Origin of the sequence: Rhodobacter xanthinilyticus, from assembly GCF_001856665.1 — a bacterium.
GTDB lineage: Bacteria > Pseudomonadota > Alphaproteobacteria > Rhodobacterales > Rhodobacteraceae > Rhodobacter > Rhodobacter xanthinilyticus.
Genome location: NZ_CP017781.1, coordinates 1758629 through 1778524, shown reverse-complemented (window position 1 = coordinate 1778524; position 19896 = coordinate 1758629). Strand labels below are relative to the sequence as shown.

Below are 19896 nucleotides of genomic sequence, written 5' to 3'. Positions count from 1 at the left end.
TCAGGCCGCCGCCGGCGCCGGCGCGAGCCCGCCGAGAAGCCGCTCCACCGCGCGCACGATCGCGCCCACCGAGGAGATGTCGAACTCCGACTGGCTCGGCTCATTGGCGTTGAAGGGAACGGCGATGTCGAAGGTTTCCTCGATCGCGAAAATCACCTCCACGAGGCCGAGGCTGTCGAGCCCCAGCTCATCGAGCGACATCTCCGGGTGCACGTCGGCGGGATCCATGACCGCCTCGCGCGCGAGGATGGAAATGATCTGGTCTTGCACGTCTGCCCTCATCCTTTGGGTTGCTCCGTGCTCCCCTTCTGCGCCAGTTTTGAAACAGTTTCGCGAAGCTCGGCAAGTTGTGCAAACAATCTCGGCAGGCGGCGGATATTTTTCCACGCCTCGACATGGGTCTCCATCTTGATCGCCGGATAACCGAGCAACACCCGCCCCGCGGGCGCGTTCGACATGATCTTGGTGGCGCCGCCCGCGATCACATCATCGCCGACAAAGATATTGTCCGAGACGCCGACCTGCCCCGCCAGAACCACCCGGTTGCCAATCTTCGTCGAGCCCGCGACGCCCACCTGCCCGCACAGGAGACAATCCTCGCCGATCTGGACGTTGTGGCCGACATGGACGAGGTTGTCGAGCTTCGTGCCGCGCCCGATCGCGGTGGCGCGCACGGTGCCGCGGTCGATGCAGCTGTTCGCGCCGATCTCGACGTCATCGCCGATCTCGACGGTGCCGAGCGAGTGGATCCGCGTCCAGGCCTGTTCGCGGATCGCGCCGCGCTGGCCCAAGGCATGGGGGTCGCGGATCTCCTCGATGCCGGATTTCTCGGGGGTGACGAAGGAAAACCCGTCCGAGCCGATCCGCGCGCCCGGTTGCGCGATGAAGCGATCGCCGATCACCACCCGCGCGCCGATATGAACGCTTTGCAAGATCAGCGCCTCGGCGCCGATCCGCGCGCCCTCCGCGATCGTGACCTGCGCCGCGATCCGCGCGCCCGGGCCGATCTTCACCCCCCGCCCGATCACCACGAAAGGCCCGATCGCCGCGCCCGCGCCGATCTCGGCGGTGGGGTCGATCACCGCGCTCGGGTGCACACCGGGCGCGATCTCGGGGCCCGGGTCGAAGGCGCGCGAGAGCCCGGCCATCGCGAGCCGCGGGCGGGAGACGAAAATCGCGGCCTCGAGGCCGTAGCCCTGCCACTCCGCCCCCTCCCACAGGATCGCGGCGCGCGCCGCGCCCTGCGCAAGCCCCGGCGCATATTTCGGATCCATCGCCAGCGCGATCTGATCGGCGCGCGCCGAGGCGGGCTCGGCGGCCGAGCTGATCGGCAGATCGAGCTTGCCCTCCGCCCGCGCGTTCAGGGCTTTGGCAATCGTTTCAACGGTCTGCATGGCGGCGCCTTTCTGTCCTCGGGGCCGGACGGGGCCCCTTTGTGACAGATTTAATCCGCCACGGGCTGCAATTCCACCCCGGCTTTCGCCAGCGCCGCCCAGAGCGCTCCATCGCGCCCATAAACATCGCGCCGATATTCCATCCGCCCGCGCACGGTGGGCCAGGCGGTGAAATAGACCAGATGCACCGGCACCGGCGTCTCGAGCTTCACCGTCGTCTCATGGCCCGATTTCAACACCTTCTGGAACTCGCCCTCCGGGTCGGCGCTTTGCGGCGCGAGCAGCGCATAGGCCAGATCGAAGGGCTGGCCGACGCGGATACAGCCGTGGCTATAGGCGCGCACCTCTTTCTGGAAGAGCGATTTCGACGGCGTGTCGTGCAGGTAGATGTTGTATTTGTTCGGGAAGAGGAACTTCACGAGGCCGAGCGCGTTCGAATTCGACGGCGGCTGTTTCATCGCGAAGGGGAAGTTGCGCTCGTTATAGGCGGCGAAATTCACCGCCGAGCGCGGCACCGTGCGGCCGCGGCTGTCGACGAGCGAGATATGGCCCGCGGCGTTCGGGTTCTTCTTCATCATCGGCAGGTATTCCTTGACCGTGATGGAGCGCGGCACCGACCAGCTCGGGTTGATCACCATCATCTCCATCTCGTCGGAGAATTCCGGCGTGCGGCGGTCGGCCTGATTCTGGCCGACGACGGTGACGCTTTCGAAGGTCTTCTTGCCGTGGTCGATGATCTTGACCGAGAAATCGGTGATATTGACCCAGACGTGACGCGGCCCGAGCTCGAGCCCGTTCATCCAGCGCAGCCGCTCCATCGCGACGAGGATCGATTTCATCCGCTCCTCGGGGGCGCGGTTGATCTCCTCAAGCGTGCCCGCCCCCGCCACGCCATCGGCGGTGAGGCCCTGATCGAACTGATATTGCTGCACGGCCTTTTGCAGATCGGCGTCATAGACGGCCGAGGCCGTGCGCCCGAGATAGCCCATCGCCTGCAGCCGGTCGCGCAGCGCAACCACCGCCGCGCCCTGATCGCCGGGCTTGAGCTTGGAGGCCTGCACCGCCGCCCCCCAGCCGCCGCGCGCGATCTGGCCGGCCAGATCATAGCGCGCCTTCATCAGCTGCGCATATTGCGGCGCCCGGGGCGCCAGCCCATGCAGATAATGCGCCGCCCCCTCGCCCGAGGCGACAAAGCCCTCGAGGAGCGCGCGCCCATCCGCGCGCGGGATCTCGCGCACGATCCCCGGGTCGACCTTCGCGGGCTCGAGAATTCCGTTCGAGATATCATGGGCATAGGTCAGGAAAACGCGCGACATCCGCGCCTCGAGCAAGCCCCGCTCGCGCTCCGAGCGCAGCCCCTCGAAGGCCGCGCGCAGCCCTTCGGCATCATACCGTGCCGCCGGCAGGCCATGGGCCGCGGCGTTTTCAAGCGCGCCGAGCAGCGCCGCGCGGCGCACCGCGTCGGCGCCCGTCGTCCAGATCGGGGCGTAATTGCGGGCGGCGTAGAACTCGGCGAGCGCCCGGTCTTCCGCCGCGCCCTCCGCGATCGCCTGGGTGTAGCCGTCAAGGAGCGCAGTCTGCGCCGACCAGACCGGCGGCGAAAGCGCGATCGTCAGAGCCAGCACCGCGGCACCAAGCCGCACACCCTTACCTGCAAACATGACCCCAAAGCCCCCGAAGCCGTCCCGATTGTGGCAAAATCCGCAAAAAACCGGCGCAAGTCCAGCGCTTAGGGCCGATCCGCCGCAGCGCCGGCCCGATCCCGGCACAGGTGCGGCAAAGCCGCCACACAGGCCCGCAGGCGGCGCGGCGCGGAAAAATGCGCGAAAATTGGCCGATCGGGGGCGGCTTGGCGCCTGGGGACAAATCTTTCTGTTGGAGGGGGGCGGCGGCTGTGCCATAACATTGACATCGTTCGGAGTTAACAACGTTGCAAGCCGTGTAAAACGGCGCAGACGGCAGGACAGGCGAAGGACATGAACATGACGACGACCCGGCGCGGGCTTCTCGGAGTCTTTGCGGCAACCATGGTGACAGCCGCACCGACCATGAGCAACGCTTTCGGGATCCTGCGCGGTGCAGGCGATATTCGTCGGATCCGGATGTATTCGGGCCGCACGGGCGAAACCGTCGACACCGTCTATTGGATCGAAGGCGAGTACATCCCCGAGGCTCTCAAGGAAATCAACCATTTCATGCGCGATTGGCGGAACAACCAGGCGGTTGTGATGGACCCGCGCACGGTGGATATCGCGGCCGCCTCGCATCGGCTGATGGATGTCAACGAACCCTATATGCTGCTCTCGGGCTACCGCTCGCCCGCGACCAATGCGATGTTGCGCTCGCGCTCGAAGGGCGTGGCGAAGAACTCGCTACACATGAAGGGCATGGCTGCCGACCTGCGGCTGAAATCGCGCTCGGTGCCGCAGATCTTTGCCGCCGCTTCCGCCTGTCATGCCGGCGGCGTGGGCAAATATTCGCGCTCGAACTTCGTCCATATGGATTGCGGCCCGGTCCGCACCTGGGGCGGCTGAGCCAAGGCCCCGGGCGGCCCGCCGCCCGATCTGAACGACAAACCTGCCAAAGCGCCGCCCGTCCAGCGGCGCTTTTTCGTTGCGCCTCTGCCAGGCCGCCGCGCGGTGCGGCGAAGGCGGAGTGCGTATTTGGACCAAGAAGAAACAGCGGTCGTGAGCAAGACCCGCCCTCCCCCCTTCTTCTTGGCAAAAATACGCAAAATCTCCGGTCAAACAAGCGCCGCCCCCGGGCAGGGGCGGCGCGGGGGGCCGGCGGAAGTCACTCCCGCAAGAGCCCCTTCTGGCGGTAGAAGGCTTCTTCCTCCGGGGTGAGTTCGACCTTGTCATAGCCCGTGACCATCGGTTGCACATGTTCGCGGAAGCCATGGCCGATGGTGAGCAGGTAAAGATGCGCCACCACGAAGGCGCCGATCGCAAAGGCGGCCAGCACATGGACATTGGCGATCAGGGTGAGCGCCTGCGCGCCCAGATCCTGCGCGCCCCAGAGACCGTAGCTGAGATAGGCCAGCCCCGAGATCCAGATCGCCGGGAAGAGCACCATCTTCAGCGCGAAATAGGCCGCGGCTTGCAGCGGGTTGTGCCGCCGCTCGATGGTCTTGTGATAGGGGTGTTCCTCGCCCTTGAAGACACCAAAGGCATAGAACCGCGCAACCTTGAGCATGCCGGTGAGCCGCGGGATGAACTGCCGCCAGCCGCCGGTGGTGATCAGCCAGAAGGTCGCGAAGACCCACAGCGCCAGAAGCGCCAGCGCCACCCCGGTATGGACCACGACCGCAAGGCCGAAGGGCACCCCTTGATAAAGCCCCAGGATCCGCGCCCCCGAGGCGAAGAGCAGCACGATCGAGACCATCTGCGACCAATGCCAGAGCCGGTTGAAGCGCGTGTAAACCTTGACCTGATGCTCACCCATGATGGCCCCCTTTGCGCCCGAAGAGCCGCAGCACGCCATGCCCCGCGACGCCGAAAAGCGCCATCAGGAAGACCGCGAGGCCCAGTTTTCCGCCAATGCCGAGCCCGCCGCCGGGCAGATAGACGCCCGTGATCCCCGCCATCCGGCCCTCGGCCGCGTGGCAGCTCTCGCATGTGAGCGCGTCCTCCTTCGGCGCGACCATATGGGCGATCGGCCAATACATATAGGTCTCGGTGAAGTCGTATTTGCCCGAATAGGGCAGCCCGACATATTCCATCGCGTAGCTCAGCGACTTCGACCAATCGAAATAGGACCACAGCGCCGCGCCGTCGCCGGGGCCGTAGACATGGTTGTAAAGCAACACGTTGCGCTCGGTGTCATAGGCCTGTTTGCCCTCCATCCGCTTGAACGGCATGATCCGCGCGCCCGCCTCTTCGGCCGAGCCCTGCACCTTGTTGATCTCGACGACCGCGCTCGGGTCGATCTGTTCTTCGGGCAGGGTGTAGACCATCTCGCCGTTCGACCAGGCGTAATGGGGCACGACATTCTCGGCCCATTTGAAATCGCCCTTGGTCGAGAGATAGGTGTGCTTGGCCTCGCCGTTTTCCTGGATGAAGCCTTCCTCGGCATAGGGCTTGCCATCCTTGAGCTTGCCCGCCGTCGACCAATCCCACCAGGTCTTGGTCGCCTTGCCGCCGCGGGCGAATTCCGGGATGTGGCAGCTCTGGCAGGCGACGCGATCGGTGTGATCGTTGAGCTTCTTCGCGATGAGCGGATTGGGCCCCTTGTGCGGCGCCTCCGAATGGCACGACGAACAGGCCGCGGTGTCGCGCGCGGCGCCGGGCTTGCGGTCGGCCGCATGGGGGTCGGTCACATCGGTCTCATAGCGCGAGCCGGCCAGCACATGCTTGTCCGAAACGTGACAGGCCTCGCAGGTGAAATTGGCGCCGTCCTTCGACATATGCACATCGACCGCGCGCGGCGGATCGAGCAGAACCGAGCTCAGATCGCCATGTTTGACGTTATCGCCACCGCCGCCGTAGAAATGGCAATTGCCGCAATTCTCGCGCGTGGGCTCGCCCACCGAGAGCGCGGCCTTCGCCAGATCGACCGGCCAGACCGGCGCGCCGGTGATGGTCTTGGCCTTCGGGTCGACCGGCGCGAGCGGCGGGTTGCCGGCGAGGTTGTCTTGCTTGGCATATTGGCCCGAAGTGTCGTGACAGGCCAGACAATCGACCCGCGTGGGCTCATCGGGCATCGGCGCGCGCGCATCCGTCCAGCCATAGCCCGCATGACACGAGGTGCAGCGCGTCTCGTTCGAGGCGACATTGCCGCAAAATGAATTGAGAACCTTGGATTTCCCGAGCGTCTGCCCGGTGGCGGGGTTGTCATATTCCCAAGCCCAGTGGACCGAATGCATGACCTGATTGGAAGCCTCGGTATGACAGCTCAGACAGGCCGCCGTGACCTCCGACCCCGAGGCGAACGGCCCCTTCAGGATCTCGAATTTGCTATGATCGGCCGTCAGCGCCTTGACCGGGTCGCTCAGATGCGCCGCCAGCGCTCCCGGCGCGGGCACCGATTGCGCGCCCTGCGGCACCTCTTGCGCCAAGCCCCCCCCGGCCCCCAAAGGGCCGCCGCAAAGAGGAGCGCCCCCCGCACGAATATCTGTCTCATCTGCCCCCCCTAAAAAGCTCTCACCAATATATCGGATTACGAGAATGTGATCGCCCTGCCCATGCGACACCGCGCCCCACCGCGCGACAAACCTTCAAGCCTCCGGCGGGCGTATTTGAACCAAGAAGAAATCCCCCCCTTTCATCTTGCCCCAAATATCCCGGGGTCCGGGGCAGAGCCCCGGCGCGTCTCGCCCGCAAACCCCGCCCGAAATCGGCGCCCGAAAACCGCGCCCTTCCTGCCGCACCCGCCGTGTCGCGCGCGCCCCCTGCCCCAGATCCCTTGACGCGCGCCCCCATCCACGCAAAACACCCCAAGACCGCAGCGCCGATCAAAGGAGAGGCCGATGAAATTCCGTTTCCCGATTGTCATCATCGACGAGGATTTCCGCTCCGAGAACACCTCGGGCCTTGGCATCCGCGCGCTTGCCGAGGCGATCGAGGCCGAGGGCTTCGAGGTGCTCGGCGTCACCTCCTATGGGGATCTGTCGCAATTCGCCCAGCAACAGAGCCGCGCCTCGGCCTTCGTGCTCTCGATCGACGATGAGGAGTTTTCCCCCGGCCCCGAGCTCGACCCCGCGGTCGAGAAGCTGCGCGCCTTCATCGAGGAGGTGCGCTGGAAAAACGCCGAAGTGCCGATTTATGTGCATGGCGAAACCAAGACCTCGCGCCACCTGCCCAACGACATCCTGCGCGAGCTGCATGGCTTCATCCACATGTTCGAGGACACCCCCGAATTCGTCGCCAAGCACATCATCCGCGAGGCGAAGAGCTATCTCGAGGGGATCCAGCCGCCGTTCTTCAAGGCGCTGCTCGATTACGCCGAGGATGGCTCCTATTCCTGGCATTGCCCCGGCCATTCGGGGGGCGTGGCGTTCCTGAAATCGCCGATCGGGCAGATGTATCACCAGTTCTACGGCGAGAACATGCTGCGCGCCGATGTCTGCAACGCGGTCGAGGAGCTCGGCCAGCTGCTCGACCACAACGGCGCGATCGGCGCCTCCGAGCGCAACGCCGCGCGGATCTTCAACGCCGATCACTGTTTCTTCGTCACGAACGGCACCTCGACCTCGAACAAGATGGTCTGGCATCACACCGTCGCGCCCGGCGATGTCGTCGTCGTCGACCGCAACTGCCACAAGTCGATCCTGCATTCGATCATCATGACCGGCGCGATCCCGGTGTTTCTCAAGCCCACCCGCAACCAATGGGGCATCATCGGCCCGATCCCGCATGCCGAATTCGAGCCGGAGGCGATCCAGGCGAAGATCCGCGCGAACCCGCTGCTGGCCGGGGTCGATGCCGAGGCTTGTCGCCCCCGGATCATGACGCTCACGCAATCGACCTATGACGGGGTTCTCTACAACACCGAGGAGATCAAGCGCCTCCTCGACGGCTATGTCGAGAACCTGCATTTCGACGAGGCCTGGCTGCCGCATGCCGCCTTCCACCCGTTCTACGGCACCTATCACGCGATGGGCCGCAAGCGCGGGCGCACGAAACACTCGGTCACCTATGCGACCCAATCGGTCCACAAGCTGCTCGCCGGCATCAGCCAGGCGAGCCATGTTCTCGTGCAAGACAGCCAGGAGACGAAGCTCGACCGCAGCCTCTTCAACGAGAGCTATCTGATGCATACCTCGACCAGCCCGCAATATTCGATCATCGCGAGCTGCGATGTGGCGGCGGCGATGATGGAGCCGCCGGGCGGCACGGCGCTCGTCGAGGAATCGATCCTCGAGAGCCTCGATTTCCGCCGCGCGATGCGCAAGGTCGATGAGGAATTCGGCGAGAACGACTGGTGGTTCCAGGTCTGGGGCCCCGAGGCGCTCGAGGAAGAGGGGATCGGGCGCAACAAGGATTGGGTTCTGCGCCGCACCGACGAGGATGGCGTGCAGCTCGCCGATGGCGAGGACAGCTGGCACGGCTTTGGCGACATGGCGCCCGGGTTCAACATGCTCGACCCGATCAAGGCGACGATCATCACCCCCGGCCTCAATATCGACGGCCGCTTCGACGAGACCGGCATCCCCGCCTCGATCGTATCGAAATATCTCGCCGAGCACGGCGTCGTGGTCGAGAAGACCGGGCTTTACAGCTTCTTCATCATGTTCACGATCGGCATCACCAAGGGCCGCTGGAACACGCTTCTCGCCGCGCTCCAGCAGTTCAAGGACGATTACGACCGCAACCAGCCGCTGTGGCGGGTGATGCCCGAGTTCTGCGCCAAACATCCGCGTTATGAGCGGATGGGCCTGAAGGAGCTCAGCCAGCACGTCCACGCGCTTTACGCCAAATATGATGTCGCGCGGCTCTCGACCGAGATCTATCTCTCCGACCACCTGCCCGCGATGACCCCCTCCGAGGCCTTCTCGCATATCGCGCGCCGCAAGACCGAGCGCGTCGAGATCGACGATCTCGAGGGGCGGGTGACGACGAGCCTCGTGACCCCCTATCCGCCGGGGATCCCGCTTCTGATCCCGGGCGAGGTGTTCAACGCCCGCATCGTCGATTTCCTGCGCTTCAACCGCGAATTCGCGCGCGAATGCCCGGGCTTCGAGACCGATATCCACGGCCTCGTGATGGAGACCGACGGCGCGGGCGTGGTGCGCCATTACGCCGATTGCGTGGCCGAGTAAGGCGCGAAACGGATCTGCCCGCCGCGGGGGTGCGGCGGGCAGTGGGCGCCTGCGCGGGGGTGCGCGGGCGCCGGGTCTCCGGGCCAGAGGCAGGCCCGAAGATTTGGCGGCTCAGACGAAGACGAAATCCTCGAGCGTGAGATCGCTCGCGGTCACGCCGGCGACGAAGATCGTCTGGCCGTGGTAGCTGATCGAGACGCCCGAGACGCCCTCGAGGGTGGTATTCGTCAGATCGAGCGCGTCGAGTTTGCCTTCGAGCCCCGAGCCCGGCGCGCCCTGGATCCCCGCGAGCCGGATCAGATCGGTGCCGTCCTCGAAATCGAGGATCCGGTCGATCTCGCCGTCGTTGAAGGCGGTGAAGATGAACAGATCCGCCCCCGCGCCGCCGGTCAGCAGGTCATCGCCCTGCCCGCCGTTGATCAGATCATCGCCCGCGCCGCCGTCGATCACGTCATGGCGCCCGCCGCCGGCGAGGAAATCGTCGCCCGACCCGCCCGAGAGCGTGTCATCGCCCTCGCCGCCGCCGAGGCTGTCATCGCCCTCGCCGCCGTCGAGCCGGTCGCGCCCGGTGCCGCCGCCGATATTGTCGGCGCCATCGCCCCCCGCGAGGCTGTCCTCGCCAAAGCCGCCCGAGAGCATGTCATCGCCCAAGCCCCCGTCGAGCGTGTCATTGCCGGTGCCGGCGGAGAGCTTGTCATTGCCCGCATCGCCGAAGAGCAGGTCGTTGTCGGCGCCGCCGCCGACGGTATCGTCGCCCGCCCCGCCCGAGAGCGTGTCATTGCCCTCGCCGCCGCCGATCAGGTCGTTGCCCGCCTCGCCAAGGAGGCTGTCGGCCCCCGCGCCGCCCGCGAGGTTGTCCGCGCCATCGCCCCCCGCGATCACATCCTCGCCATCCTGCCCCGAGAGCATGTCATTGCCCGCGCCGCCCGAGATCAGGTCATTGCCCTCGGCGCCGAGCACCGTATCGGCCCCCGCCCCGCCCTCGAGGCTGTCATCGCCCGAGCCGCCGTCGAGATAATCATCGCCCCCCGCGCCCAAAAGCGTGTCATCGCCCGAGGCGCCGAGCACCCGGTCCGCGCCCTCATGGCCGGTGAAGTGGTCATGCCCGATCCCGAGATCGACCGCCGGGCCCGAATAGATCACCCGGCTCAGCCCCGAGAAATCGAAGATATCGGCGTAATTCGTGCCGGTGAGCGCATGGCCGTTGAGATCGAGCACCTCGATCCCCGTCGCCGCATCGAGGATCATCCGGTAGCGCGTCGCATTGGCCTCGAGCGCGACCGTATCGGTGCCCTCCCCGCCCTGATAGGCCTCGGTATCGTTGTGCGAGATCCAGAATGTGTCATCGCCCGCGCCGCCGTCATACTGGTTCGCGCCATTGCCGCCCCAGAACACATCATCGCCGCCGCCGCCGAGGAACGTGTCATGGCCCTCGCCGCCCACCACGCTGTCGGCGCCCGCGTGGCCGGTGAAGCGGTCATTGCCCGCGCCCATGTCGATCGCCTTGCCATGGGTGTCGATCACCGTGACGCCGCTCAGATCCCAGGTATCGGAAGAGGCGGTGCCCGAGAGCACGAAGCCCGCCAGATCGAGCGTCTCGATGCTCGCCACCTCGTCGAGGATGAATTTCTGATAGCTCGTGTGGTCGGCGAGCCGGATCAGGTCGTCGCCGGTGCCGCCGAGGAAGGTGTCGTTCGCGTCATCGCCGATCACGATCGTGTCGGCGCCCGCGCCGCCCTCGTAGTAATCATTGCCATCGCCGCCGATCAAGAGATCATCGCCGTCATGGCCATAGAGCTCGTCGCCGCCCGCGTCGCCCATCAGCGTATCATTGCCGCCGCCGCCATAGAGATCGTCATTGCCCGCGCCGCCGCGCAGGAAATCGTCGCCGCTCTCGGCATCGGGGAAGCCGCCCGAGGGGTAGCCGTAGATCTTGTCGGGGCTCGTGGTGCCGAGGATCGAGTCATTGCCCTCGGTGCCGAAGAGATTTGCCATGGGTCCGTCCTGTCTTTGAGGCGCGCCGCGCGGGCGCTTTCGGGGCATCTTCGGGCGCGGGGGCGCGCGCACAACCCGCGCCCCGACGAACGACGCCCCACGCCCGATGAACGGCCGGCTTTTCGACCAACGACCGCCCACGCCCGACGAGCGTCTCTCGACACGGGCCCGCGCGGGCGAGATAGTTGCCCGATGACCCAGCCGCCCGCGCCCTCGCCCGCCCCCGCCGCCGCCGCGCTCAAACGCGATGTGGCCAAGCTCGGCGCGGCTTTCGCGGCGGGGCTGTTTCTCGTCTCGAGCCTCGTGTGGGGGCTCGCGGGCATTGACCCGGTGGCGAGCGCGGGGCCGAAACTTCTGGGCATCGCGGGGGATGCGGCGCTTGCCGGGCTGATCACGGTGGCGCTGTGGCGGCTCGGGGCGCGGCCGCTCGCGCTCAAGCTCGGCGTCGCGGCGGGGCTCGCGCTCGCGCTTGCGCCGCTCTCGGGGCTGATCGACTGGGGGCTCCATATCCGCGCGGTCGCGCCCGAGCCGGTGCCGTTTCAGCGCGATTATTTCGCAAGCGTGGTGATCTTCACCACCTCGGAGCTCTTCGGATGGGCCTGTATCGTGGTCGCGCTGCAATATAGCGCGCAGACCCGCGCGGCCGAGCGGCATCTCGCGCAGCTGCGCGAGGAGGCGCAGGCCGCGCAGCTGCGCGCGCTCCATTACCAGATCAACCCGCATTTCCTGTTCAACACGCTCAATTCGGTCGCGGGCCTGATCGAGGAGGGCGAGGCGACCGCGGCGCGCGACATGGTGCTCGGGCTTGCGGATTTCTTGCGCGGCACGCTCACGCTCGACCCGCTGAGCACGGTGGCGCTCGCCGATGAGGTGGCCTTGCAGCGCGCCTATCTCGCCATCGAGGCGGTGCGGTTTGCCGAGCGGATGCGCGTCGAGATCGCTCTGCCCGAGGCTTTGGGCGGCGCGCGGGTGCCGGCGCTGATCTTGCAGCCCCTGATCGAGAATGCGGTCAAGCACGGGGTTGCGCGCAGCCCCGGGCCGGTCACGATCCGGCTTGCCGCGCGGGCTGAGGCGGGGGGGCTGCGGCTGAGCGTCGACACGATCGGCGCGGGGGCCGCGCCGGGGGCGGCGCCGGCCGAGGGCATGGGGCTCGGGCTTGCCAATGTCGATGCGCGGCTTGCGGGGCTTTACCCGGGCCGGGCGGGGGCGCGCGGGGCGATGGTGGCGCCCGGCCATCACCGCGCCGAGATCTGGATGCCGCTCGCATGAGTGGCCCTTTGCGCGTCCTGATCGTCGATGACGAGCCGATCGCGGCGCGCCGGATGCAGCGGCTCTTGCGCGCCGAGCCGGGGGTCGAGGTAGTGGGCGTCGCGCAAGACGGCGCGGCGGCTCTCGTCGCGGTGCGCGCGCAGGCGCCCGAGGTGATCTTGCTCGATATCGAGATGCCGGGCGGCGACGGCTTTGCGCTCCTCGACCGGCTCGGGCCCGAGGCGCCGGTGTGCATTTTCGTCACCGCTTTCGATCACCACGCGCTGCGCGCCTTCGAGCGGGAGGCGGTCGATTATCTGACGAAACCCGTCGCGCCCGCGCGGCTTGCCGAGGCGCTCGGGCGGGCGCGGGCGCGGCGGGCGGCGCGCGAGAGCGGCGAGGAGATCGCCGAGCTGCGCGCCGCCCTTGCCACCTTGCGCCGCGCGCTCGCCCCCGCCGCCGCCGCCCCGCCCGCCGCGCCGATGCTCTGGGTCACGCGCCGCGGCCAGCAGATCCGCCTTGCGCCCGAGACCCTCGACCACCTCACCGCCGAGCGCGATTATACGCGCCTGCATCAGGGCGATCAGAGCTATCTGATGACCGAAAGCCTCGGCGCGCTGGCCGAACGGCTCGCGCCGCTCGGCTTTCTGCGGGTGCATCGCTCGGTGGTGGTGCGGCTGGGCGCCATCGCCCGGATCGAGAGCGGCCGCCATGGCGCGCTCCGGGTCGTGCTGAGCTCAGGCGCGGCGCTGCCGGTCGGGCGCAGCCATGCGGCGCGGCTGCGCGCCTGGCAGGAGGGCGAGCGCGGCGCCCGTCCCTGAGGCTGAGCTTACTCGCTGACTTTCTTGACGAATTGCGATTTCAGACCCATCTGGCCGATGCCCGGGATCTTGCAATCGATATCGTGATCGCCGTCGACGAGGCGGATCCCGCGCACCTTGGTGCCGACCTTGACGACAAGCGACGAGCCCTTGACCTTGAGATCCTTGATCACCGTCACGGTATCGCCATCGACGAGCACATTGCCCACCGCGTCGCGCACCAAAGCCTCGCCCGTCTCGGCGCCGGCCGCGGCCGCCTCGGCGGACCATTCATGGCCACATTCAGGGCAGATCAGGAGCGCATCCACCTGATAGGTGAAGGCGCTGGCGCAAGCGGGGCACGGGGGCAGGGTCTCGGTCATGGCGCGCTTTTACGCGAGCCCCGCGCGCCGGGCCAGCAAAATCAGGCCCGGGGCGAAAGCGTCGCGCCCCCGCCTCCGGCTGGCCTGCCCCGCCACCCTGCCCCGCCACCCTGCCCCGCTCTTCGGCCCGGCTCTTTGCCCCCGCCCCTTGGCCCGCGCAGGCCGGGCGAAAAAACTTCGCCCGCCCCCTTGCGCGGGCGCGCGGGCATTTGTATAGAGCCCGCGTGGTCCGGCGTAGCTCAGCGGTAGAGCAGTTGACTGTTAATCAATTGGTCGTAGGTTCGATCCCTACCGCCGGAGCCAAAATCCCCCGTAAATCTCTGATCTGATTGGAAAATCCGCCCCGGCGGGTGCTTTGCGCTTCGCGCCCGCGCGGCCCCGGGAACCGCGCCCGAAGCTGTCTCATTTCCGAGACGGGGCGTTTTGGCAAAATCAAGCGGGCAGATTGACGCACCCGGCGATAGCCCTACTTTGGTCGCATAGGGGAGATCCGAGCGCCCAGTCGCGGATCGCCAGCAAGGTGCCAAGCAAGTGTCATCCCGGCCCGGGGGCGGTTTTCGCCCCTGCGCAGGCATTGCCCGGCCCGCGCCAGCGCTTCGCCCCCGCCGGACCTCCCGTCGAGACAAGAAGGACTTGGGACGGTCATGCTACGATCCACTTTATCCGCCCTGGCGATCGCGGGCGTGCTCGCGGCCGGGGGCTTTGGCCTTTACGCCTATCACGGGGCCCTGCCCGCCATCACCGCCGCCGAACGGCCCCAATTCGCGCCCGAGGTGATCGAACAGGGCCGGATCCTCGCCTCGGCGGGCTATTGCGCGACCTGCCACACCGCCGCGGGCGGCGCGCCTTTCGCGGGCAATTACCCGATCGTGACCGCGTTCGGCACGATCTATGCCTCGAACATCACCCCCGACCCGAAGACCGGCATCGGCAGCTGGTCGCCCGAGGCTTTCCGCCGCGCGATGCATGAGGGCGTCGACGCTGCGGGGCGCCATCTCTTCCCGGCCTTCCCCTTCGATCATTTCACCAAGATGACCGATGCCGATGTCGATGCGATCTATGCCTATATCATGACCTCGGTCGCCCCCGTCGAAGAGGAGACCAAGGCGCCGGGCCTGCCCTTCCCGCTCAACCAGCGGATCTTGCAGGCGGGCTGGAAGCTGCTCTTCGTCGATTTCGGCCGCTATGTGCCCGACGAGACGCGCTCGGAGGACTGGAACCGCGGCGCCTATCTCGCGCAAGGGGTCGCGCATTGCGGCGCCTGCCATACGCCGCGCAACCCGGTCGGCGCCGAGATCAAGAGCGAGGCCTATGCGGGCGCGACGATCGACAGCTGGACCGCGCCGGCGCTGACCGCGGCGAACCCCTCGGGCGTGCCGTGGACGGCGGCCGATTTCACCGCCTATCTGAAGACCGGCGCGGGGGTCTATCATGGCGTCGCCGCGGGCCCGATGGGGCCGGTCGTGCATGCCGGGCTGCGCGCGCTGCCCGATGCCGATCTCGCTGCGATCGGCGTCTATCTCGGCGGCGAAACGGGCGCCGAAACCGGCGCGCCCGAGACGGCGCCGGCGCTCACCGCCTCGATCGCGGCGGGCCAGCCCGACCCGGCCTATCGGCTCGATCAGGGCGCGCGGCTCTATGCCTCGGCCTGTGCGAGCTGCCATTACAACGCGAGCCCTGCGAGCGTGAGCGCCGCGCGCCCCGATCTCGGCATCAACTCGGCCACCCGGCTCGACGACCCCTCGAACCTGATCCATGTGATCCTCGACGGGGTTGCGGCGAATGAGGGCGCGGGCGGCACCGTGATGCCGGCCTTCCGCGGCGCGCTCTCCGATGACGAGATCGCCGCGATCGCGGCCTATCTGCGCGCCGATCGGGCGGGGCTTGCGCCCTGGCCGGAGCTGGCGGCGAAAGTGGCCGCGCTGCGCGCCACCGTGACGACCCATTGAGAGGACCAAAACCATGATCGAGTTCAAGATCAACGGGCGCGCCGTCCGCCTCGATATCGACCCGGAGACCCCGCTGATGTGGGCGATCCGCGATGACATCGGCCTGACCGGCACCAAATACGGCTGCGGGATCGGGCTGTGCGGGGCCTGCACGGTGCATGTCGGCGGGCGCCCCACGCGCAGCTGCATCACCCCGGTGAAAGACGTGATCGGCGCCGAGATCACCACGATCGAGGGGCTCTCGCCCACTGGCGATCACCCCGTCCAGAAGGTCTGGCGCGATCTGCAGGTGCCGCAATGCGGCTATTGCCAATCGGGCCAGATCATGACCGCCGCGGCGCTGATCAAGGATATTCCCGAGCCCACCGATGCCGATATCGACGCGGTGATGACCGGGAACGTCTGCCGCTGCATGACCTACAACCGTATCCGCGAGGCTGTGCGCACCGCCGCCGCCGCGATGAAGGAGGAGGCCTCGAATGGCTGATCCCCGCTCCCTGATGCCCAAACGCGCCGCGGATGGCGCGCGCCTCTCGCGGCGCGGGTTCCTTGTGTCGATGTGCGCCGCGGGCGCGGTCTTCGGCTTCCCGAAAGCGCCGCTTGCCGCGATGGACCCGGGCGCGGCCGACGGGCTGCCGATCGAAGCCGCGGGCGGCAAGTTCGAGCCGGCGATCTGGTATTGGATCGACGGCGAGGGCCGGGTGAATGTCAACATCATCCGCGCCGAGATGGGCCAGCATGTCGGCACCGCGATCGCGCGGATCCTCGCCGACGAGCTCGGCGCGAACTGGGATGACGTGCATATCACCCATGTCGACACCGATCCGAAATGGGGGCTGATGGTCACCGGCGGCAGCTGGTCGGTCTGGCAGAGCTGGCCGCTTTATCGGCAGGCGGGCGCCGCGGGGCGCGTGGCGCTCGCGCAAAAGGCGGCCGAGCTCTGGGGGGTCGATGTGGCCGCGGTCACCGTCGAGAATGGCGAGGTGCGCGCGGGGGCGCGCGTGGCGGGCTTTGGCGAGCTCGTGCGCGCGGGCATCACGCAGAGCTTCACCGAGGAGGAGCTGAAGGCGCTGCCGCTCAAGGCCCATGCCGAGCTGAAGCTGATCGGCAAGGAGCTTGCCGCGCTCGATATCCGCGCCAAGACCGCCGGCGAGACGATCTATGGCATCGACGCGAAGATCGAGGGCATGGTCCACGCCACCCCGATCCTGCCGCCGACGCGCTACGGCTCCTCGATCACCGCGATCGACGACAGCGCCGCGAAGGCCGTGAAGGGCTATCTCGAGACGCTGGCGCTCGACGACCCCTCGGGCACCGCGCCGGGCTGGGCGATGGTGATTGCCGAGAGCCAATGGGCCGCGATGAAGGCCGCGGGGCTCGTCAAGGTCAGCTATGCGCTCAACGAGGCGGCCGCGGGCGTCGATGAGGCCGCGATCCAGGCCGAGAACCTGCGTCTGGTCGAGGACGAGGCCGGGGGCGCGCTCCTCGAGAGCGGCAACAGCGATGTCGCGCCGGTCTTTGCCGGCGCCGCCGATACGTTCGAGGCGAGCTACACCACGCAAACGGTGCTGCATTTCCAGCTCGAGCCGCTCAACGCGCTCGTCTTCCTCGGCGAGGATGGCGTCTGGCAGGTGCATACCGGCAACCAATGGCAATCGCTCTGCCTGCCCTGGATCCAGACCGCGCTCGGCGTGGCCGAGGACAAGGTGGTGATGCGGACCTATATGCTCGGCGGCGGCTTCGGGCGGCGGCTCAACGGCGATTACATCGTGCCCGCCGCGCTCGCCTCGAAGGCGCTCGGCGGCAAGCCGGTGAAGATGGTGATGCGCCGCGAGGATGACAGCGCCTTCGACTCGGTGCGCTCGCCCTCGCTCTCGAAGCTGCGGATGGCTTTTGACGCCGACAAGAAGGTGATCGCGATGGAGACCGCGGTGGCCTCGGGCTGGCCGACCAAGGTGATGGTGCCGGGCTTCATGCCCAAGGGCACCAATGGCGAGGCCTATGACCCCTTCGCCTCGGACGGCGCCGATCACTGGTATGAAACCGGCGCGCAGCGGGTGCGGGCGATCTCGAACGAGCTCGCCGAGGCGACCTTCCGCCCCGGTTGGTTGCGCTCGGTCTCGCCGGGCTGGATCAACTTCGCGGTGGAGAGCTTCATGGACGAAGCCGCGCGCCATATCGGCGCCGATCCGCTCGCCTTCCGGCTGGGCCAGTTCACCGCCGAGGGCCGCAACGCGGGCTCGGCGCCCGATGCGGTGGGCGGCGCGCGCCGTCAGGCGGCGGTGCTGGCGCGGGTGGCCGAGCTTTCGGGCTATGGCAAGACGGACCTCCCCGCCGATACCGCGATCGGGCTGGCCACGACCTATGGTCAGTCGCGCTCGATGCCGACCTGGGTCGGCGGCGCGGCGCAGGTGCGCGTCGACCGCGCGACCGGCCGGGTCGATCTGCAAAAGCTCTGGATCGTGGTCGATTGTGGCACCGTGGTCGATCCGAACGGCGCCCATGCGCAGGTCGAGGGCGGCGCGCTCTGGGGGGTGTCGATGGCGCTCTACGAGGGCACCGAATTCGCCCAAGGCCTGCCGCGCGATCGCAACCTCGACGATTACACGCCGCTGCGGATGATCGACAGCCCGCCGATCGAGATCGAGTTCGTGCCGAGCACCGAGGTGCCGACGGGGCTCGGCGAGCCCGGCACGACCGTCGTCGCCCCCGCGATCGCGAATGCGATCTTCGCGGCGGTGGGGGTGCGGATGCGCCACCTGCCGATCACGCCCGCCGCGGTGCTCGCCGCGCTGAAGGCGCAGGGCTGATCATGGCGACCGCCGCGCGCCCTTCGTGCCTCGGCCTGCCCCCCGCGGATCTGCCCGCGGGGGGGCTGCATCCGGCGCTCGTCGACCCCTGGGAGGCGGCGCTTGCGATGGGCGCGGGCGTCGTGCTCGCGCTCCTGACCAAGACCGAGGGGCCCGCTTACCGCGAGATCGGCGCGGCGATGGCGATCGATACGCGCGGCGGTTACGCGGGCGCGATCACCTCGGGCTGTATCGAGGCCGATCTGGTCCTCCATGCGGCCGAGGTGCGCGCAAGCGGCGTGCCGCGGGTGCTGCGCTATGGCGCGGGCTCGCCGTTTTTCGACCTGAAACTGCCCTGCGGCGGCGCGCTCGAGGTCACGCTCGTGCCGGTCGGGGCGGGCGAGAGCCTGCGCGCGCTGGCCCGCGCCCGGGCGGAGCGGCGCGCGGTGGCGCTCCATCTCGCGCCCTCGGGCGCGCTCACGCTCGGCCCCTTTGCCGAGACCGGGCCCGAGGCGGAGGGCTTCCGGGTGGGGTTCCGCCCGGCGCTGCGCCATCTGATCCTTGGCGCGGGGCCCGAGGCGCTGGCGTTTGCGCGCCTCGTCGCGGGGCTCGGGCGGGAGCATCTGCTGCTCAGCCATGACGACATGGTGCTCGGCTCCGCCCGCGCGCTCGGGCTCAGCGCGCGCCGCCTCGGCGCGATCGCCGAGCTCGAGACGGTGGGGCTCGATGCCGAGACGGCGGTGACGCTCTTTTATCACGACCATGACATGGAGCCTGAGCTCTTGCGCGCGCTGCTCGCGCGCCCGGCCGCCTATATCGGCGCGCAGGGCAGCCGCGCGGCGCAGGCCGCGCGCGTGGCGCGGCTCGGCGCGCTGGGTGTGGCGCCCGAGGCGATCGCGCGGCTGCGCGGGCCGATCGGGCTGATCCCCTCGACGCGCGACCCCGAGACGCTCGCGATCTCGGTGCTGGCCGAGATCTCGGCGGTGATGGCGGCGCGAGGAGCGGCGCGATGAGCGGGCCGTTTGTGGGCGTTCTGCTCGCGGCGGGCGCCTCGCGGCGCTTCGGGGCGGAGAACAAGCTCCTCGCGACCTGGCGCGGCGCGCCGCTCGTCGCGGCGGCGGCGGGGGCGATGCGCGCGGCGGGCTGCGCGAGCTATCATGCGATTGTCTCGGAGAGTGCGGTGGCGGCCGCCCTGCCCCGCGCGTTTGCCCCGCATCTGATCGCGCCGGGGCAGGAAATGTCGGCCTCGGTCCGCGCCGCGCTCGATCTGGCCGAGGCGGCCGGCGCGGCGCGGCTCTTGATTGCGCTCGGCGATATGCCCGCCGTGCCCGCGGCGGTCTTTGCCGCGCTCGGCCGGGCGGCGCGGGGCTCGGCCTGCCAGTGTGGCGGCACGCCGATGCCGCCGCTGCTCCTCCTGCGCGCCGATTTTGCCGCCGCGCGCGCCGCGACCGAGGGCGACCACGGCGCGCGCGGCTGGCTGCGCGAGATCCCCGCCGCGCAGCTCGTGCCGCTGCGCCCGGCCGAGGCGCGAGACATCGACCGGCCCGCGGATCTCGCCGCGGCGCGCTGATCGCGCCCG

At 68.3% G+C, this 19896-nt stretch carries 16 protein-coding genes and 1 tRNA gene; 10 read left to right on the top strand and 7 right to left on the bottom strand.

The window, feature by feature from the left end; all coding sequences use genetic code 11:
• From LPB142_RS08795 to LPB142_RS08785, 3 genes are read right to left on the bottom strand one after another with little or no spacing between them, the layout of a single operon-like run.
• Complete coding sequence (locus LPB142_RS08795) at positions 1-282, bottom strand: acyl carrier protein (RefSeq protein WP_071166151.1); 282 nt, start codon at positions 280-282, stop codon at positions 1-3.
• Complete coding sequence (locus LPB142_RS08790) at positions 279-1394, bottom strand: UDP-3-O-(3-hydroxymyristoyl)glucosamine N-acyltransferase (RefSeq protein WP_068766782.1); 1116 nt, start codon at positions 1392-1394, stop codon at positions 279-281. Before LPB142_RS08790 ends, LPB142_RS08795 begins: the two co-directional genes overlap by 4 nt.
• Before the next feature lie 50 nt (positions 1395-1444).
• Positions 1445-3055 carry a L,D-transpeptidase family protein gene (locus LPB142_RS08785; protein WP_071166150.1) on the bottom strand — a complete coding sequence of 537 codons (1611 nt, stop codon included), beginning with the start codon at positions 3053-3055 and terminating at the stop codon, positions 1445-1447.
• Positions 3056-3370: 315 nt separating this feature from the next.
• Between LPB142_RS08785 and LPB142_RS08780 the strand changes: the two genes are divergently transcribed.
• On the top strand, positions 3371-3928 hold the full coding sequence (locus tag LPB142_RS08780) for a YcbK family protein (protein WP_156506881.1): 558 nt from the start codon (positions 3371-3373) through the stop codon (positions 3926-3928).
• A 259-nt stretch (positions 3929-4187) separates the two neighbouring features.
• Here the strand turns inward: LPB142_RS08780 and LPB142_RS08775 are convergent, their stop codons facing one another.
• Together LPB142_RS08775 and LPB142_RS08770 are read right to left on the bottom strand one after the other, a co-directional pair.
• On the bottom strand, positions 4188-4838 hold the full coding sequence (locus LPB142_RS08775) for a cytochrome b/b6 domain-containing protein (RefSeq protein ID WP_071166149.1): 651 nt from the start codon (positions 4836-4838) through the stop codon (positions 4188-4190).
• Entirely contained in the window at positions 4831-6450 is a 1620-nt protein-coding gene (locus tag LPB142_RS08770; protein WP_198037817.1) for a tetrathionate reductase family octaheme c-type cytochrome, read from the bottom strand. The genes LPB142_RS08775 and LPB142_RS08770 overlap by 8 nt, the downstream gene beginning before the upstream one ends.
• A 411-nt stretch (positions 6451-6861) precedes the next feature.
• Between LPB142_RS08770 and LPB142_RS08765 the strand changes: the two genes are divergently transcribed.
• A complete protein-coding gene (locus LPB142_RS08765) occupies positions 6862-9153 on the top strand; it encodes an arginine/lysine/ornithine decarboxylase (RefSeq protein WP_071166148.1) in 2292 nt (763 codons plus the stop codon).
• Between the two features lie 111 nt (positions 9154-9264).
• Here LPB142_RS08765 and LPB142_RS19800 read toward each other — a convergent pair whose 3' ends face one another.
• A complete protein-coding gene (locus tag LPB142_RS19800) occupies positions 9265-11148 on the bottom strand; it encodes a calcium-binding protein (RefSeq protein ID WP_071166147.1) in 1884 nt (627 codons plus the stop codon).
• 192 nt (positions 11149-11340) lie between these two features.
• On the opposite strand from LPB142_RS19800, the gene LPB142_RS19035 reads away from it, so the two are divergent.
• Entirely contained in the window at positions 11341-12417 is a 1077-nt protein-coding gene (locus LPB142_RS19035; RefSeq protein WP_071166146.1) for a sensor histidine kinase, read from the top strand.
• Positions 12414-13217, top strand: coding sequence for a LytR/AlgR family response regulator transcription factor (locus LPB142_RS08750; RefSeq protein WP_071166145.1), 804 nt, complete (start codon positions 12414-12416; stop codon positions 13215-13217). The genes LPB142_RS19035 and LPB142_RS08750 overlap by 4 nt, the downstream gene beginning before the upstream one ends.
• Before the next feature lie 8 nt (positions 13218-13225).
• Here the strand turns inward: LPB142_RS08750 and LPB142_RS08745 are convergent, their stop codons facing one another.
• On the bottom strand, positions 13226-13579 hold the full coding sequence (locus LPB142_RS08745) for a zinc ribbon domain-containing protein YjdM (RefSeq protein WP_068766774.1): 354 nt from the start codon (positions 13577-13579) through the stop codon (positions 13226-13228).
• Between the two features lie 228 nt (positions 13580-13807).
• On the opposite strand from LPB142_RS08745, the gene LPB142_RS08740 reads away from it, so the two are divergent.
• The 6 genes from LPB142_RS08740 (at position 13808) to LPB142_RS08715 (ending at position 19887) form a co-directional block, all read left to right on the top strand.
• Positions 13808-13882: transfer RNA gene (locus tag LPB142_RS08740), tRNA-Asn, on the top strand.
• A gap of 341 nt (positions 13883-14223) precedes the next feature.
• The gene (locus LPB142_RS08735) at positions 14224-15528 is read left to right on the top strand and encodes a cytochrome c (protein WP_071166144.1); all 1305 of its coding nucleotides are present in this window, start codon (positions 14224-14226) and stop codon (positions 15526-15528) included.
• A gap of 13 nt (positions 15529-15541) precedes the next feature.
• Entirely contained in the window at positions 15542-16015 is a 474-nt protein-coding gene (locus LPB142_RS08730) for a (2Fe-2S)-binding protein (protein ID WP_071166143.1), read from the top strand.
• A complete protein-coding gene (locus LPB142_RS08725; protein ID WP_071166142.1) occupies positions 16008-18338 on the top strand; it encodes a xanthine dehydrogenase family protein molybdopterin-binding subunit in 2331 nt (776 codons plus the stop codon). Before LPB142_RS08730 ends, LPB142_RS08725 begins: the two co-directional genes overlap by 8 nt.
• A 2-nt stretch (positions 18339-18340) precedes the next feature.
• On the top strand, positions 18341-19330 hold the full coding sequence (locus LPB142_RS08720; RefSeq protein WP_071166141.1) for an XdhC family protein: 990 nt from the start codon (positions 18341-18343) through the stop codon (positions 19328-19330).
• Positions 19327-19887, top strand: coding sequence for an NTP transferase domain-containing protein (locus LPB142_RS08715; protein ID WP_071166140.1), 561 nt, complete (start codon positions 19327-19329; stop codon positions 19885-19887). The genes LPB142_RS08720 and LPB142_RS08715 overlap by 4 nt, the downstream gene beginning before the upstream one ends.
• Positions 19888-19896: the final 9 nt, after the last annotated feature.